At 41.9% G+C, this 16672-nt stretch carries 13 protein-coding genes; 7 read left to right on the forward strand and 6 right to left on the reverse strand.

Annotated elements, in window-relative coordinates:
- Positions 1-24 precede the first annotated feature (24 nt).
- Positions 25-1611, reverse strand: coding sequence for an isocitrate lyase (locus tag ACI2IW_RS09655; RefSeq protein WP_404693514.1), 1587 nt, complete (start codon positions 1609-1611; stop codon positions 25-27).
- 697 nt (positions 1612-2308) lie between these two features.
- On the opposite strand from ACI2IW_RS09655, the gene ACI2IW_RS09660 reads away from it, so the two are divergent.
- Both ACI2IW_RS09660 and ACI2IW_RS09665 read left to right on the forward strand, forming a co-directional pair.
- Positions 2309-3298 (forward strand): LysR family transcriptional regulator, encoded by a 990-nt coding sequence (locus tag ACI2IW_RS09660; protein ID WP_057761159.1) that lies wholly within the window; start codon positions 2309-2311, stop codon positions 3296-3298.
- A gap of 403 nt (positions 3299-3701) precedes the next feature.
- Positions 3702-5075 carry an NAD-dependent succinate-semialdehyde dehydrogenase gene (locus tag ACI2IW_RS09665; RefSeq protein ID WP_404693515.1) on the forward strand — a complete coding sequence of 458 codons (1374 nt, stop codon included), beginning with the start codon at positions 3702-3704 and terminating at the stop codon, positions 5073-5075.
- Between the two features lie 170 nt (positions 5076-5245).
- Here ACI2IW_RS09665 and purN read toward each other — a convergent pair whose 3' ends face one another.
- On the reverse strand, positions 5246-5938 hold the full coding sequence (gene purN, locus ACI2IW_RS09670) for a phosphoribosylglycinamide formyltransferase (protein ID WP_404693516.1): 693 nt from the start codon (positions 5936-5938) through the stop codon (positions 5246-5248).
- On the reverse strand, positions 5938-6999 hold the full coding sequence (purM, locus tag ACI2IW_RS09675) for a phosphoribosylformylglycinamidine cyclo-ligase (RefSeq protein WP_404693517.1): 1062 nt from the start codon (positions 6997-6999) through the stop codon (positions 5938-5940). The genes purN and purM overlap by 1 nt, the downstream gene beginning before the upstream one ends.
- A 500-nt stretch (positions 7000-7499) precedes the next feature.
- On the opposite strand from purM, the gene ACI2IW_RS09680 reads away from it, so the two are divergent.
- From ACI2IW_RS09680 to ACI2IW_RS09690, 3 genes are all read left to right on the forward strand, one after another.
- The gene (locus tag ACI2IW_RS09680) at positions 7500-8606 is read left to right on the forward strand and encodes an AI-2E family transporter (protein WP_057761151.1); all 1107 of its coding nucleotides are present in this window, start codon (positions 7500-7502) and stop codon (positions 8604-8606) included.
- A 328-nt stretch (positions 8607-8934) separates the two neighbouring features.
- Positions 8935-9738, forward strand: a complete 804-nt coding sequence (gene hda, locus ACI2IW_RS09685) for a DnaA regulatory inactivator Hda (protein WP_201570977.1) — start codon at positions 8935-8937, stop codon at positions 9736-9738.
- Between the two features lie 87 nt (positions 9739-9825).
- On the forward strand, positions 9826-10530 hold the full coding sequence (locus ACI2IW_RS09690; RefSeq protein WP_404693518.1) for a DUF2057 family protein: 705 nt from the start codon (positions 9826-9828) through the stop codon (positions 10528-10530).
- A gap of 118 nt (positions 10531-10648) precedes the next feature.
- Here ACI2IW_RS09690 and ACI2IW_RS09695 read toward each other — a convergent pair whose 3' ends face one another.
- Positions 10649-11134 carry a Dps family protein gene (locus ACI2IW_RS09695; protein WP_101206316.1) on the reverse strand — a complete coding sequence of 162 codons (486 nt, stop codon included), beginning with the start codon at positions 11132-11134 and terminating at the stop codon, positions 10649-10651.
- A 265-nt stretch (positions 11135-11399) separates the two neighbouring features.
- Positions 11400-12059: a YcxB family protein gene (locus ACI2IW_RS09700; protein ID WP_101206317.1), complete on the reverse strand. Its 660-nt coding sequence runs from the start codon at positions 12057-12059 to the stop codon at positions 11400-11402.
- Positions 12060-12556: 497 nt separating this feature from the next.
- Between ACI2IW_RS09700 and serS the strand changes: the two genes are divergently transcribed.
- Positions 12557-13843 (forward strand): serine--tRNA ligase, encoded by a 1287-nt coding sequence (gene serS / locus ACI2IW_RS09705; protein ID WP_404693519.1) that lies wholly within the window; start codon positions 12557-12559, stop codon positions 13841-13843.
- 295 nt (positions 13844-14138) lie between these two features.
- Complete coding sequence (gene tkt / locus ACI2IW_RS09710; protein WP_404693520.1) at positions 14139-16136, forward strand: transketolase; 1998 nt, start codon at positions 14139-14141, stop codon at positions 16134-16136.
- Positions 16137-16205: 69 nt separating this feature from the next.
- On the opposite strand, the gene ACI2IW_RS09715 is transcribed toward tkt, so the two are convergent.
- The coding region (locus ACI2IW_RS09715) for a hypothetical protein (protein WP_404693521.1) at positions 16206-16672 on the reverse strand (467 nt) is incomplete at its 5' end.

A 16672-nucleotide genomic window follows, 5' to 3' on the forward strand; every position in this document is an offset into this window, starting at 1 on the left:
TAAATACTGCTAGTCTGTCGGTTATTAGAACTGGTTCATCGTGTTCTTGCCGCCGCCAGCTTTCAGAGCGTTATCGCCTGAGAAGATTTCTTTGTGGTCATCGCCAAGGTCTGAACCAGCCATTGCTTGGTGCTTAACACAAGAGATGCCTTCGCGGATTTCTTTACGCTGTACGCCAGCTGCATAAGCAAGCATGCCTTCTTCACCGAAGTAGCCTTTAGCAAGTTCATGAACGCTAAGAGCAGTCGTGTGGTAAGTCGGTAGCGTGATTAAGTGATGGAATACACCAGCTTCACGTGACGCATCACGTTGGAAGTTTTTAGCGGCTACGTCAGCGGCTGCATCAAGCTCAGTACCGTCGTAATCAGCACTCATCAAGTCATCTTTATTGTATGCAGAGACGTCTTTGCCTTCTTCTTCCCACTGAGCGATAACTTGCTTACGGAAGTTAAGCGTCCAGTTGAATGATGGGCTGTTGTTGTATACAAGCTTGGCTTTAGGCTGTTGCTCTTTAATACGGTCAACCATCATTTTGATGTGTTCTACGTCTGGAGTCGGTGTTTCGATCCATAGTAGGTCAGCGCCGTTTTCTAGAGCCGTTACACAGTCAAGTACAACACGGTCGATGTTAGTCTCTTCACGGAACTGATATAGACCGTTAGGTAGACGAACTGGGCGTACTAGTTTGCCGTTGTGCTTAAGTAGGCTGTCATTTTCTTGAGCATTTTCTAGCGTTACTTCTTCCATTTCGATGAAATCGATGTATTTAGAAGCAAGGTCGCCTGGCTCATTTGATACTGGGATTTTTTGCGTTAGTGATGCGCCTTCAGAGTCAGTACGAGCAACGATAACACCGTCTTCAACACCAAGCTCTAGGAATGCATAACGGATAGCGTTTAGCTTAGAGATGAAGTCTTCATGCGGTACAGTTACTTTACCAGCCTGGTGACCACATTGCTTAGCATCAGATACTTGGTTTTCAACCTGAATGGCACAAGCACCAGCTTCGATCATTTGCTTAGTCAATAGGTAAGTAGCTTCTTCGTTACCGAAACCTGCATCGATATCAGCGATGATTGGCACAACATGTGAATCAAAGTTTTCGATTTTTTCTAAGATAGCTGAAGTATCTTGGCCAGCTTCTTCAGCAGCATTTAGCTCACGGAAATAGTCGTTCAATACTTTAGCGTCAGCTTGACGCAAGAACGTGTAGATTTCTTCGATTAGCTTAGGTACTGATGTTTTTTCGTGCATAGATTGGTCAGGTAATGGACCAAACTCAGAGCGTAGGGCAGCTACCATCCAACCTGAAAGGTAGATATAAGTTTTAGAGGTCGTACCGAAGTATTTTTTCTTAGCATACATGGTTTGCTGTGCCACAAAACCATGCCATGCACCTAGAGACTGTGTGTACTGAGACGTATCATTGTCATAATCTTCCATGTCTTGACGCATGATTTTTGCAGTATACTTTGCGATATCCAAGCCCGTTTTGAAACGGTTTTGTGACATCATACGTGCGGCATCAGTCTCGCTAATGTTCTGCCAGTTGCCGTGCTTTTGCTTTAATTCACGTACTAGGTCGATCGCTGATTTATATGCAGTTGACATCTATAGTCTCCTTGGTAGGGTGTAAAAAAAATAAGTTAATTGTTAAAATAATGGGTCTGTCGTTTTACTAAAATCCGCTTTACTAAAACCTTTGTACTAAAAAGTAATATTCAAAATTTGGTCTATCATTTATCTATCGAAGCTCTATTTACCCTAAACAAACCGCTAGGCTATTACAAGAAATTTGCTGAACTCAACAGTTGAAAATAATTGCTGGTTTATAAATATTTATCGATTCTCACTATATGTCTAAAAGGTATCTGAATACTTAATAGGCAGTGATGTCATAATTGGTAGCAAGAGATGTTACAATAATGAGGTCAATTAACCGTATTTAACGACTTATAAAAACCATTAATATATTACTTAGCGACAATATTTAATCGGATGAAAACAGCTTATGAACCTAAAGTTCGTCATCTATGCTGCAAATCCTTTATAGAACTCACTATAACCACCTTACCAAGATTTATCTAATTTATGATAGTTATCTTTGGTATTTCTGTATGATATAATGTTTATATAACAGGGTCTTACGATAGGTTGAATGACTTATCATACCTATCTATCAGAAAAAACTAGAACAAAATTAGTAAAAAATAATGAAATTATGCTGTTATAACGCACAAATCATTGTAGCAGCACTACAAATGCCAGCCTTAATATGGCGTTTACTCAAAAGCCAAGAGAACCAAATATGAATTTGCAGCGGGTTGATTTAAATTTATTAGTCCATCTAGATGTGTTGCTACGAGAAAAAAACGTCACTCGCGCAGCCGAGCAGCTTGGGATTACTCAGCCTGCTATGAGTAATATCTTGCGCCGTTTGCGTAAGCTGTTTAATGATCCATTATTGGTACGCTCATCTGAGGGTATGACGCCGACTGAACGCGCTCTTGAGCTACAGCCACGTATCCGTGAGATACTCGCTGACTTGACTCAAGTGTTGGAGCCGCGTACCGAATTCCGCCCTTATAGTACCTCTCGTGTGTTCCGTATCATGACATCGGATTATGCCGAAGCGACCCTAGTACCTAAGCTGGTAAAAGCACTACGTTCTGAAGCACCTAATGTTATTTTGGACTTTTTGACTCCATCAGACGTCTCTTATCGAGATATGGAGCAGGGACGAGTTGATTTAGCGATTAACCGTTTTAATGAAATACCTCAAAGTTTCCATCAGGTTCTGGTATGGCGTGATACTTTTAGCTGCCTATTATCTTCTGACAGTCCTTATGCCAATCGTTTTAATCTGAAAAACTACCTTAAAGCACAGCACGTTTGGGTATCTAAAACAGGGATGGGCGTGGGTTTTGGGGTCAATCCAGAAAAATCTGGTGGACTAGGATCTATCGATCAGGCCCTGCAGCGCCTTGGGCAAAAACGTCAAATCAGTGTCTTTACTCGACATTATCAAATGCCTGCTATGCTTGCAGCAAATAAAGATTTGATAGCGACTTTGCCCACGCGTGTAGCAAGAATGCAGGCAAACAATGACAGTATCATGATGGAAGATCCGCCGTTTTTCATTCCTGAGTTTGAGCTTACGATGGCATGGTCACCTCTATTGCAGCATCATCCAGCCCATCGCTGGTTACGTCAGCTAATTATGCATGTAGCGCGCCAAGTCGTCGCTGAAGAAGAAAATCCACCACAAGAGATACCGGTTATTAATCATTTGTTTTGATTGGTTTGTGTGAGTCGAATCTATCTTTTATTAGAGCAGAATATTTTTGATTATTTGAATTTTTAATAAACATATTTTCCTATATCTCCCACTATATATAGTTATTAGACCAGCCACTAGGCTGGTTTTTTTATGTTCTAGTGATTAATAGTTGATATTTTACATTTAGATAGACTTAATAAGTCAGTCACACTATTAACATCTTCAACACACTTCACAATATATTGTAAAACTCTTCATCAAATAGCTTGTTAAGATAACGGCAGATAGAAAACGAGCTACCAATAGATTGTGCTATCGACGTAAATTTAATAATTAAAACTGTCACAGCAAAATAACTACAAGTGGCAATGAACCCGATTATAAATCCCAAATATAAATTCGAATAATAAGGATAGTAAATATGTCAGACATTACTACTATTAACCCAACCACGGGCGAAGAAATCAGTAACTACAATTATATGAGCAACGACGAAGTCAACAAGATTATCGATGCTTCACATAACGCATTTTTAGAATGGCGTACAGTGAGTCACGAAGAACGTGGCCGTGTCATCAAATCTATCGGTGATAAGCTGATGGAATATAAAGAAGAGCTGGCTAAGCTGATGACTGAAGAGCGCGGTAAGTTATATAGCCAAAGCATGCAAGAGATTGATCTTTGCAAAGCTATCTGTGATTACACTGCTGAAAATGGCGTCGCTTCTTTGGCTGATGATGTACGTGATATCGAAAGCATGAAAAAAGGGCTAGTGACATACCAACCTATCGGTATCATCTACGGCATGCAGCCTTGGAACTTCCCAGCGTATCAGGTATTCCGCTATACCATTGCAAATCTAATGGCGGGTAACAGTGTCCTGTTAAAACACGCATCTAACGTTACAGGCTCTGGTCTATTAATTGAAAAAATTCTTCACGAGTCTGAACTGCCAAGTGATTTGTTCCGTACGATTATCATCGATCATGATCAATCAGAAGCATTGATTGGCAATGACAAAGTACGCGGCGTGACATTGACAGGTAGTGACAAAGCAGGCGTGATCGTTGGACAGCAAGCAGCTAAAGCGATTAAGAAAGCGGTATTAGAGCTAGGTTCAAACGATGCATTTATCGTACTAGAAGATGCTGATATCGAAACTGCTGTAGAAACTTGTACTCAAGCACGTTTAATCAATAACGGTGAAACTTGTGTAGCGGCCAAACGCTTTATCGTAGTCGATAGCGTATATGATGAGTTCCGTAAACGTATCGTTGAGAAATTTGAAGGTACTAAAGCGGGTGACCCAATGGATGATAGCTCAGATATAGGTCCATTAGCACGTGCAGATCTACGTGAGCAGCTACATGAGCAAGTAGAGCAAAGTGTGGCTAAAGGTGCAACGATCGCTGTTGGCGGTAAAGTACCTGAAGGTAAAGGTAGCTTCTATCCAGCAACTATCTTAGAGAACGTTGAAAAAGGTCAGCCTGCATACGATGACGAACTATTTGGCCCTGTCGCTTCATTGATTCGTGCCAAAGATGAAGACGACGCAATGCGCATCGCTAACGACAGTCGTTATGGTTTAGGTGGCGCGATTTTCTCGAAAGATGAAGAGAAAGCCGTTCGTTTAGCGCGTGAGCAATTTGATACTGGTATGGTCTATATCAATGGTTACGGTCTTGCCAATCCTGCACTGCCATTTGGTGGCGTGAAAAACTCAGGCTATGGCCGTGAGCATGGCGGCTTCGGTATCAAAGAGTTTGTCAATATTAAAGCGGTTCACGTATTCTAAGAATGAACTAATTAGACAAATTAGCTAAATAGATAACTATTTACAATTTTAAGTAATAGTAAATAATTAATAGTTATCAAATAAAAAAGCCCAGTTACTCATTACGAGTAGCTGGGCTTTTACTGTGCTATATAAAGTGGTATAAAAAGCAGCTTAATAAGCTTAAATTTTTATCCGTCTATAAGCAATTGCAAAGGCAACTTAGGTAAATAAGTTTCCGTTTGCGATGATGTATTATTTACTTCAAGTGATAATACATTTTTTGCTAGTAGTAAAATCGTCCAAGGTAGTAGTTGATGTTCAAGCTTCTGAACCCGTGACTGTAAGCTCTCTGCGGTGTCGTTGATATCGACATTTAATACTGCTTGAGTCAATACCTGACCTGCATCAAGCTCCGCTGTCACTTTATGAATACTACAACCGTGACGACGTTCACCCGCTTGTATGACTCGTTTGTGAGTATCTAAACCCTTATAAACCGGAAGTAGAGAAGGGTGAAGATTAATCATGGACGCTGGTGCATTATCGATAAATGAGCCACTTAGTACGCGCATAAATCCGGCCAAGACGATTAAGTCGGGTTGCCATGCTATTAGCTGCTCGCTGGCATGGGTTTCAAATGTTTTGATGCCCATACGTTTACCACTAGCAACGTGTGACAATACCGCAACTGGAATATTAGCATCTTTAGCACGTGTCAATGCATAAGCATCTTCACGATTACTAATGACACCAACGATTTCAATCGGTAGCGCACCTGCTTGCATTGCATTGATTAACACTTGCAGGTTGCTACCACTTCCTGAGACTAGAACAGCAATACGCAATGGTTTGATAGGCTGGCTTGCGTTATCAATTGACATTAACGGTACACCACTGCATCCGCCTGGTCATCAGTGCTGCGTTTGACCATTTCACCTATTTGCCAAGCTGTCTCGCCTGCATCAGTCAAGATCTGAATAGCAGCTTCTGCTTTGTCTTTTGGCATAACGATGACAAAACCAACGCCGCAGTTAAAGGTACGGTACATCTCGCTCTGTGCGATATTACCTTGGGTCTGTAGCCAAGTGAATAGTTCTGAGAACTGCCAGCTATTGGTATCGATGCTAGCTGCTAGGTTATCAGGTAGTACACGTGGCAAGTTATCCGTTAGACCACCGCCTGTGATGTGTGACATCGCATGTAAGGCTGAGCTACCAAGCGAATCTTGTAATGCTTTGACTGCTTTTACATAGATACGGGTAGGAGCCATTAAAGCGTCTTGAATAGGCTGGCCGTCTAGTTGCTCGTCGCTACTCGTAACATCCACACCGCTAACTTCGATGACTTTACGAACCAATGAGTAGCCGTTTGAGTGTGCGCCACTTGAGGCAAGTGCAATCAGTACATCGCCTTCTGCGACATTTTTACCAGTGACGACTTCTGCTTCTTCAACCACGCCTACACAGAATCCAGCTAGATCGTAATCGTCGTCTTGATACATGCCTGGCATTTCAGCAGTTTCACCGCCTATAAGCGCACAGTTAGCTAGTTTACAACCATCACCAATACCAGTCACGACAGTCGCCGCTACATCGACATCCAGTTTGCCAGTTGCATAATAATCTAAGAAGAATAGTGGCTCTGCGCCGCAAACCAATAGGTCATTGACGCACATCGCGACCAAATCAATACCAATCGTATCATGACGGTTCAGCTGTAGCGCCAGTTTTAGTTTGGTGCCGACGCCATCAGTGCCAGAAACCAATAATGGTGAGGTATAACCTGTTGGGATACGGCATAACGCACCAAAACCGCCAAGTCCACCCACGACTTCAGGACGAGTAGTGGCTTTTGCAACGGACTTGATTCGCTGAACCAAAGCATCGCCTGCATCGATATCAACACCGGCATCTTTGTAGCTTAAAGAAGGCTTGTCACTCATAGTCATCTCACAGTTGGGGATAGATAATTGGGATTAGAAGGTAAAGTAATTGAGCACGCAAAAAACAGCGTTATAAAGTTCAAAAACAAAGTTTAAAGACAGTGCGCGCATTATACCCAAAAACAGACCGTACTCGCAAAGCAACTTGCCAATATTTGACTAAGATTTGCATTAAGTGGCAAATAAGCGGTTAAGAAACAAAAAATGACTGATTTTTTGCTGTACTCTGCGATAATAGAACGCTAAATTTATTGTCAATAATGGCCTTAATACAAGTCCAAATGTGATTGACAGAATAAAAAATACTAAACATAAATTTATTAAGAATCTGGCTTTTTAGGAACGTTGATACGTCTCAGTTTAGCTAGCTAAAACTAATGAGAAAAGAAAGCAATTCGCCTAGTGATACATCGCGATAGCTATAGTTAAACCGTTTAGAAATCGCTATCACTGACTCCCTGTCACTTTTTTAACCTCGTTTAACTATAGGATTACTTGCCATGATGAACCAACCAATAGATCCTTTTTTTCGGCGTTTATTTATTGTCGTGGCGTTAGTTGTGGCTGTGTTTCTTTTGTATTTAATGATGCCCGTCATCGTACCCTTCGTTTTTGCCTTTATGCTGGCTTACCTATTTAATCCTCTAGTCAAGCGCCTATCAAAATACATCAAGCGTTGGGTCGCGATTATTATCGTCTACTCGACGATTACTTTGGGGATGGCATTATTATTGTGGTGGTTGGTACCGACATTGTGGCATCAGTTGCAAGCGGCATGGGATTATTTGCCAAAGATATTTAATTGGTACAACCAAGTAGTAAGAGAGTGGTTCAATAGTAATACTCGTATCAAACTGCCTCAATTAGAGTCGAAAGAATTTTCCGATACTCTCGTCGATTATATGCAAACGAACTATAAGTTCGCTGATGCTAGCACCATGATGAGCCAAATACTGACCTCAAGTATGAACTTCATCAATAATGCAGGTCTTATTGTATTGGTACCTATTTTGACCTTTTACTTCCTATTTAATTGGGATCAGCGTTTGCATAACTGGAAAATGGCGATACCAGGTGCTTACTGTCAAAAAGTGACTGAAATAGCTAAGGAGTGTGATCTGGCCTTGATGGCATTTATCAAAGGTCAATTGCTGGTAATGGTATTGCTAGGCGCTATTTATGCTGTACAGTTGCAGCTTATTGGATTAGAGCTTGGGCTTATCATTGGTATGGTAGCAGGCATTGCCAGTTTTGTACCGTACTTAGGGTTTGGTATTGGTTTTATCGCGGCTATTATCGCCTGCCTATTTCAGTTCGGATTGGACTGGACGTATTTGTCATTGGTCGTGGGTGCGTTCTTGATTGGACAAGCTGCAGAAGGTTATATCCTACAACCATTGCTGTTAGGTGATAAGATTGGTCTATCACCACTGTGGGTCATATTTGCCGTATTGGCAGGTGCCAGTCTACTAGGCTTTGTCGGTATGTTAATCGCCTTGCCAGTATCCGCTGTCTTAAATGTCCTGTTCCGCCATTTATACAACTACTATCGAACTACTGACTTTTATAAAGGTCGTAAACAACTGGCACTGTTTGAAAAAAGATAATTATCTTATTATTGAATACACTAGATAAAGATTGATATGTAATATCAAGATAGGAACGCAATGATTGATAAGGCTTAATGGGTAAAAGACTTGTCAGTCATTTTGTAAATATGTTATATATAGGCGCAGTGTTGATAGTATCAACCGTTTTGGTACCAGCTTTCCTAAATTTGTTTTCGATAAAGCGACTGACCGATTTTTGCAAAGGCTATAGGGCCATTACTTACAGTTGTATCGGCTGATATTGATAGTAATGAATACAGCTCAAAGTAACCTATCTTTTTTATTATATTTTTCCATTGCACTACGCAACACGAGTTGATGATTCATGGCAGAAGCACAGCTAAGTCTCAATCTGGACATTAAGCATGATGCAAGTCTCAGCGACTTTGCCGGTCCCGGTTGGATGTCGATTATTGATGCAGTACGGCAGTTACATGTCGGCCTGATCGGTCAACTATATCTGTTTGGTAGCCCTGCTACAGGTAAGTCCCATTTGCTGTCTGCTATTTGCGAGTCATTTATCGAAATGGACAAATCGGCTATCTGTTTGTCCCTCAATGAGCTAATTCATACAGATGTCCACGTACTGTCATCGTTAGAAAACTTCGATTTGATTGCTATCGATGATTTGGAAGTGCTTGAGCAAAGCAGTCAGTGGCAAGAAGCTTTATTTCATTTGATTAATCGTAGTCGAGAAGGACAACGCCAGTTATTGTTTGCCGCTAATAAACCAGCTGATGACTTACCATTCCAGTTAAGAGATTTAATGACGCGCTTGGCACAAGCACCGACCTTTAAAGTACCTACTGGCCATGATTTAGCAGACAGACAAGCACTATTACAGTCTATTTTGCGTCGACGTGGATGGCAGTTTGACGATCGAATTATTGATCACTTACTGACCGATGGACCGCATCGTATCGGTGCGATGATGGAAGTACTTAATTATATTCAACCAATGTTCTCTAACCTTGGTCGCAGTAATATCTCAAAAGCAGTCATAAGTGATGCTCTGCGTACCATCGATGAGCAGACGCTTGCCGCGGAGCTAGCGGATATCGCTCAAGAGAGGCAAGTAGATAACGACACGCCTGATCAAGACCAACATACGATGCCATTTGATTTTTAGCAGTAAGGCTTTTAGCAGCAAAAAATGAATAACCGTTAGAATACAAATACTTTGTCCAACTCGCTTTTACTATTAATGGAATAACTTATGAAATCGAATACTCTTTTGCTAAAGAAATTAACGATAGGTACGCTGTTGGCAGGGGCTGCCTCGGTCTCTATGTTGTCACAGGCAGCGGTTACTCTACAGGTTGATGACCATATCAAAGTAACTGCTATTAATGGGCAGGAAATTCAGCAGAGTGCTTTTCAGCCGCTACAAAAAACATTTACGTTACAGCCTGGACAACACGCTATTACTGCTAAGTATGACCGTTTATATAACTTGCGTCGTGATGAGCATGATTATTTGCGTTCAGGTAATGTCAGTGTGACGGCACAATTAGCCGACAATCAAACATATCGTTTGACTATGCCTAATCAACCAGAAGATTATGAAGCTGCTAGAGAATATGCCAAGCAGCCAACACTCGCTGTGCAACAAAACAATACTGTCATTGCTAGCCAGCAAAGTATGGCCGGTAACCAAGGTGGTCTATTTTCAGGCCTTGGTAAAGCGCTAGGCGGCGTGTTCGGCGGTGCAGGTGATGCAGAGCTACAGAATCAACGTGCTATCGCCTCTTTAGATCAACCAGTAGTAAATTCTACTAGCAACGTCAACACTGGCACGACCACTGTTAAGCAAACATCTAGCGTAAATACTTCTACTAGTACGTTAGATACGTTTATGCAAGTATGGCTACAAGCCACGCCTGCTGAACGTGAAAAAATGCGTCAATGGATCGAAAAATAAAACAGTCTTTTCTAAAAGATAGACAATAAAAAAGCACCTAATTAGGTGCTTTTTTATTATTTAGTATTTGATGATCATTAGGCTTATTAAAATTTAGCCTAGTAAAATCTAACGATTCTTAACCCAAAAACGCGTTATACATCCATACCAGTTTTTCTTGCTCTTGTACGTAAGCATCGATTAGGTCAGCTGAACCTTGGTCTTCGCTCTCTTCTGCTAACGCTGATACTTGGCGTTGCTCTGCAATTAACGCTTGTAAGCCAGTGACTACGCCTTTGACACAGCTTGTGCCATCTTTGACGTTTTTGTCTTCACTAATACTAGTATGCTGCGTAAAATCGCTATAAGCGTGAAGTGGTGTACCACCCAAAGTCAAGATACGCTCAGCGATTTCATCAATTTGTAATTGTAGTGACGTATATAGCTCTTCAAATTGTGGATGCAAAGTAAAGAAATGCTCACCTTTTACATTCCAGTGATAGCCACGTACGTTTAGATAAAACACGTGATACGTCGATAGTAGGTTGTTTAACTTGGCGATGACTTCGCTCATGTCTGCTTTTTCTAGACCGATCTGGTTAGTAGCATTGTTAGAATTGCTCATAGTATTGTCCTTATAGTGTGAGTGTAGTTATATGATAATAAATAAAGAAGAATAAAGACTCTAATCAATTGAAATACAGCGAAAATACTTTAGTTTTTATCTGTACCTATCAATATAAACTCTATCTCTTCCTTTGATGCTTATAATAATAGCAAACTATTATTAATAAGTTAAATTTAATAAATACAATTTTACGATTGGTTTTATAAAACTAAAACCAAGTCTCTTTACTGTTTTTCTAAACGATAGAGAGACCTCATTACATTTACGCTGGTGGCTGCAAGTTTTCAGGATTTAAGCCTTTAACGGGAACCACTTCTTGTAAATGTTGACGTATCGTATCGATAGGAAACTTCTGTGCTTGCAAGCGTTTCGGTACGATTTGGCTACCTTGCTGACCTTTTAGCTCAAACATCATAAAGATATAGTCATCAGTCTCATCCCAGCTCTTAATAGAGGTCCAAGGAATAACCGCTTGCTGAGTCGCACCTGCACGCATTTGCATACCGCGCATTTGCGAGTTTTTCATCATATCAGGCTGGTTGCTTGGCATCGCCATGACTAGACCATGCTTTTGCACACCTAACTTCATCTGGCGCATTTCATCTGGCATCTCTTGGTCGGCCACTTGTTTGTCAAACTCTCTTTTTACGTACCATTTAAAACCTAAAGTACGTGCCAATAGATAAATCACCACACCAACCAGCATTAACCAAAATATAATGGTTGAATAGCCTGTTACAAAGATAAGTCCTGCAATAGCGAGTACCACAACCACTGCCATGATGATCCACTCTTTGGTCTTAAAGCTTGATAAACCAAAAGACGGGCTGGCACTGGCAAACAGTTCATACTGTGCTTGGTGAAATTCAGCCTCAGTCAGGTTTAAGGCGACAGGTTGGAGCGTGTAGGGGTACAGGGCCATAAAGGTTTCTCAAATACTTATATTAAAAGCGTTGGATTAAAACTGCCAAAGCGAAGCAGCGATGCTGTACTTGGCTAGAAGTGAATAAAGGTATGCGCTTATCTTACCGAAAAGTACTCCTAAATGAAACATATAAGCAAGACTGTTCACGGATAGATGTCATATTAATGACGTAGTTCACGCTCTATACTCAGCTTATTAAGACTAGACGAAAGCAAAAGTGAGAAATCAGAAATAGAATAACTTGTGATAAGCGATTAGCATAATGAACAAAAGCTAGTGAAAGTCAGCCAAAAACAGGGAAAAGTAGCCAAAGATATCCAAAACATGGTCAAATCTGCCGTGTCTTGGTATTATAGCGACTACAAGATATGTTGATTTAAACATAACGTCATAGCCAGTTGTCACAAAGACCGTGATAGCGATGTGCTAGACAATTACTCTATTAATAATACTTTTAAACCTTTTACTCACTTTTAGTGTTACAGGCAACTACTATGATTGATCCGAAACTCTTACGCGGCGATTTAAGCGACCTACAGCAGCAGCTAGCCACCCGTGGTTATGAGCTTGATATGGAGTTCTGGCAGACGATTGAAAACGAGCGTAAGTCTCTACAAGTCAAAACCGAAGAGTTGCAATCGCGTCGTAATGCTGGTGCTAAGCAAGTAGGTGCCCTAAAAAAATCAGGCGAAGATGCCAGTGAGCTATTGGCTGAGATGCAAAGCGTTAGCGGTGAGATTAAAGCTGCTGAAGACGAGCTACGTACTCTGCAGGAGCGCATCACTCAAGCGGCTTTGCAAATTCCAAATATTCCGGCGGCGGATGTACCAGTCGGTACGTCAGAAGATGATAACGTAGAAGTGCGTAAATGGGGCACGCCGCGCGAGTTTGACTTTGAGATTCAAGATCATACGCATATCGGTGAGACGCTTGGTATGCTGGACTTTGAGGCAGCGACTAAGTTAACTGGTAGCCGTTTTAACGTGCTCAAAGGACAATTGGCACAACTGCATCGCGCACTAATTCAATTTATGTTGAACACGCATACTATGAAGTACGGCTATCTTGAGACCTATGTACCTTATATCGTTAATAGCGATAGCTTGAAAGGTACGGGTCAGTTGCCTAAGTTTGAAGATGATTTGTTTAAGCTGAGCAATCACACGAATAACGATGAGATAGATTTTTATTTGATCCCAACTGCTGAAGTGCCAATGACCAACTTGGTACGTGGCGAGCGTTTGGATATTAAAGAGCTACCGCTAAAATTCACCGCGCATACGCCATGTTTCCGCAGTGAAGCGGGCTCACACGGGCGTGATACTCGCGGCTTGATTCGTCAGCATCAGTTTGAAAAAGTGGAAATGGTCAATGTCGGCACCGCTGAGCAATCTGATGACTTGCTTGAGGCAATGACAGGGCAGGCTGAATATATCTTGCAGCAGCTTGAGTTGCCATACCGCACAGTGCAGCTATGTACTGGCGATATGGGTTTTGCCGCACAAAAAACCTATGACATCGAAGTATGGTTGCCAAGCCAAGATACCTATCGTGAAATCTCTAGCTGCTCTAACTGTGGTGATTTCCAAGCGCGCCGTATGGGTACGCGTGTCAAAGATGGCAAACAAACCAGCTTTGCTCATACTTTAAATGGTTCAGGTTTGGCTGTGGGTCGTACCCTACTGGCAGTGATGGAAAATCATCAAAACGCTGATGGTAGTATCACCATTCCAGAAGTATTGCGTCCGTTTATGGGCGGTGCTGAGACTATTTCAGTTTAATAGATTGAATATAAGTAATGAGCTGCTTGTCACTTAGGTCACTCGCAGCTTGTTATTTATAACTTAAATCAAAGTCCGTCATTGCTTATCGTTTAACAAAACTGATGTGAGTCATTGCTAAATATAAACGGTCTTGTCACCGCATTTTTGGCTTGGCTCATAGCAAATATGTTAATATTGCATTTTTATTTTATAGCTTATCCATTGAGGACGCCTGTCGCGTTTTTGGTGGATTATCCTCTGAGTAAACTCTCCTCTTATCTTTATACGACTCATTCGAATATTAGGACACTCTATGCCAGCTCCAATTAGCGAACGTAAACTAGCCAATGCCATCCGTGTACTGTCGTTTGACGCGGTTCAAAAAGCCAACTCTGGACATCCGGGTGCGCCAATGGGTATGGCTGATATTGCCGAAGTTTTGTGGCGCAAATTTTTGAAGCACAATCCAGCTGATCCTAATTGGCACAACCGTGATCGCTTTGTACTGTCAAACGGTCATGGCTCGATGCTTATTTATTCATTGCTACATTTATCAGGTTACGATGTGAGCGTTGATGACCTTAAAGGCTTCCGTCAGCTGCATTCAAAGACGCCAGGTCACCCTGAGTATGGCTATACCCCTGGTGTTGAGACGACCACAGGCCCACTAGGACAAGGTATTGCTAATGCGGTTGGTTTTGCAATCGCAGAAAAGACGCTAGCCGCACAGTTCAACCGTGAAGGTCATAATATCGTTGACCATAATACCTATGCATTCTTAGGCGATGGTTGCTTGATGGAAGGGATTAGTCATGAAGTGTGCTCGCTCGCTGGCACGTTGGCGCTTGGCAAGTTGGTATTCTTCTACGATGATAATGGTATCTCAATCGACGGTAATGTCGAAGGCTGGTTCACTGATGATACTGAAGCGCGTTTTGAGTCTTACGGCTGGCAAGTTATCAAAGTCGATGGCCATGATACTGATGCAATCACGCAAGCGACTGAGCAAGCCATTGCAGAGACTGCTAAGCCAAGTCTAATTATTTGCAAAACTACGATCGGTGCTGGTAGCCCGAACAAACAGGGTCTAGCGGCTAGTCATGGTGCTCCACTTGGTGATGATGAAATCGCCTTGACCCGTGATGCGCTATCTTGGAAACATGCCCCATTTGAATTAGATGACGAAATCTATGAAGCATGGGATGCTAAAGCCAAAGGCGACGTCCAGCAAAAGAACTGGGATGCAGACTTTGAAGCGTATAAAAAAGCCTATCCAGAGCTTGCCGCAGAACTATCACGCCGCCTAAATGGCGAGTTGCCTACTGACTTTGCTAGCCAAGCGCAAGCTTATATTCAGCAAACACAAGAAGTGGGCGGCGATGTCGCTAGTCGTAAAGCCAGCCAAAACGCGATCAACAGCTTGCAGCCATTATTGCCAGAACTACTTGGCGGTTCAGCCGATCTCGCTGGCTCGAACCTTACGCTATTTAAAGGCGCTAAAGGCATCGAGAAAGACGCTGATGGTAACTATATCTATTACGGTGTACGTGAGTTCGGTATGACCGCGATTGCCAATGGTATCGCGTTGCATGGCGGCTTTATCCCTTACGTAGCGACGTTCCTGATGTTTATGGAATACGCACGTAACGCGGTACGCATGGGCGCATTGATGAAGCAGCGCGTCATCCATGTCTATACGCATGACTCTATCGGTCTGGGTGAAGATGGCCCAACGCATCAGCCAGTTGAGCAATTGACTAGCCTACGTACCACGCCAAACCTACGTACATGGCGCCCGTGTGATGCAACTGAATCTGCTAGCGCTTGGGTAGAAGCAATCAAGTCTGAAAACAACCCATCAGCATTGATCTTTAGCCGTCAGAGCTTGCCACATCAAGCACGTGATAGCGAGCAAGTAGCCAACATCACCAAAGGTGGTTATGTACTTGCGAAAGAGCAGGGCGAGCTACAAGCAATCATCATCGCAACTGGTTCAGAAGTTGGCCTAGCGATGGAAGCGTATGAAAAACTAAGCGCAAATGGCGTTGGCGTCCGTGTGGTCTCTATGCCGTGTGCTGAGATTTTCGTCGAGCAAGATGCTAGCTATCGCGAAGCGGTATTGCCTGCCAATATTCGTGCTCGCGTCGCAGTAGAAGCCGCGCATGTGGATTACTGGTATAAGTTCGTTGGTCTAGATGGCAAAGTCATCGGTATGACGACTTATGGTGAATCTGCTCCTGCTAGCGACTTGTATAAAGAGTTTGGTATTACCACTGATGCTGTGGTTGAAGCGGTAAATAGTTTGGTGTAATAAATCTAACTTAGTTAATGTTTAAACAAAAAAGAGCTACCGGAGAAATCTGGTGGCTTTTTTTTATGGCTAGTTTTTAATAAATTGCTCAAACTGTATAAGCATACTTTGTAAGCTTGCATTTATTTCTTCAATATCTTTTTTCGAATAACCTTTAGTTAAATGTACGATTCGATTACGATCATCGTTTAAAATAATCAACTTAAAAAATAAAGATGAGTCAATAAATTTACTATCATGTAAGAAGCTAATAAGTCTCCTAAAAGGTCTATTATGACTAGTTTCAGTATCTGGATACTTACTTTCAGCCCAGCTCCTAATGTTGCTTTCAAGTTTATTCCAAGATAGCATGAACTCTCCAAGCTCAGAGCTAATACTACCTATCACCTGCTCTTCAATACTATCTTTTTCAGTTTCTTTGATGTGTAAGTTTGAAAGACTATAGTCAATCCAAAATAAAAGAAGTACAACCCATATTATGAAATAGTTTAGGTAGATTATTCTCCATCCAACCTTGTCGTAGAAACTTAGCTTGT

Source organism: Psychrobacter sp. NPDC078501 (assembly GCF_044900935.1).
Lineage (GTDB): Bacteria > Pseudomonadota > Gammaproteobacteria > Pseudomonadales > Moraxellaceae > Psychrobacter.

Coding starts and splice junctions, on each gene's coding strand:
- ACI2IW_RS09655 (WP_404693514.1), bottom strand. CDS start 1,611: ATGTCAACTGCATATAAATCAGCGATCGACCTAGTACGTGAATTAAAG.
- ACI2IW_RS09660 (WP_057761159.1), top strand. CDS start 2,309: ATGAATTTGCAGCGGGTTGATTTAAATTTATTAGTCCATCTAGATGTG.
- ACI2IW_RS09665 (WP_404693515.1), top strand. CDS start 3,702: ATGTCAGACATTACTACTATTAACCCAACCACGGGCGAAGAAATCAGT.
- purN (WP_404693516.1), bottom strand. CDS start 5,938: ATGTCAATTGATAACGCAAGCCAGCCTATCAAACCATTGCGTATTGCT.
- purM (WP_404693517.1), bottom strand. CDS start 6,999: ATGAGTGACAAGCCTTCTTTAAGCTACAAAGATGCCGGTGTTGATATC.
- ACI2IW_RS09680 (WP_057761151.1), top strand. CDS start 7,500: ATGATGAACCAACCAATAGATCCTTTTTTTCGGCGTTTATTTATTGTC.
- hda (WP_201570977.1), top strand. CDS start 8,935: ATGGCAGAAGCACAGCTAAGTCTCAATCTGGACATTAAGCATGATGCA.
- ACI2IW_RS09690 (WP_404693518.1), top strand. CDS start 9,826: ATGAAATCGAATACTCTTTTGCTAAAGAAATTAACGATAGGTACGCTG.
- ACI2IW_RS09695 (WP_101206316.1), bottom strand. CDS start 11,134: ATGAGCAATTCTAACAATGCTACTAACCAGATCGGTCTAGAAAAAGCA.
- ACI2IW_RS09700 (WP_101206317.1), bottom strand. CDS start 12,059: ATGGCCCTGTACCCCTACACGCTCCAACCTGTCGCCTTAAACCTGACT.
- serS (WP_404693519.1), top strand. CDS start 12,557: ATGATTGATCCGAAACTCTTACGCGGCGATTTAAGCGACCTACAGCAG.
- tkt (WP_404693520.1), top strand. CDS start 14,139: ATGCCAGCTCCAATTAGCGAACGTAAACTAGCCAATGCCATCCGTGTA.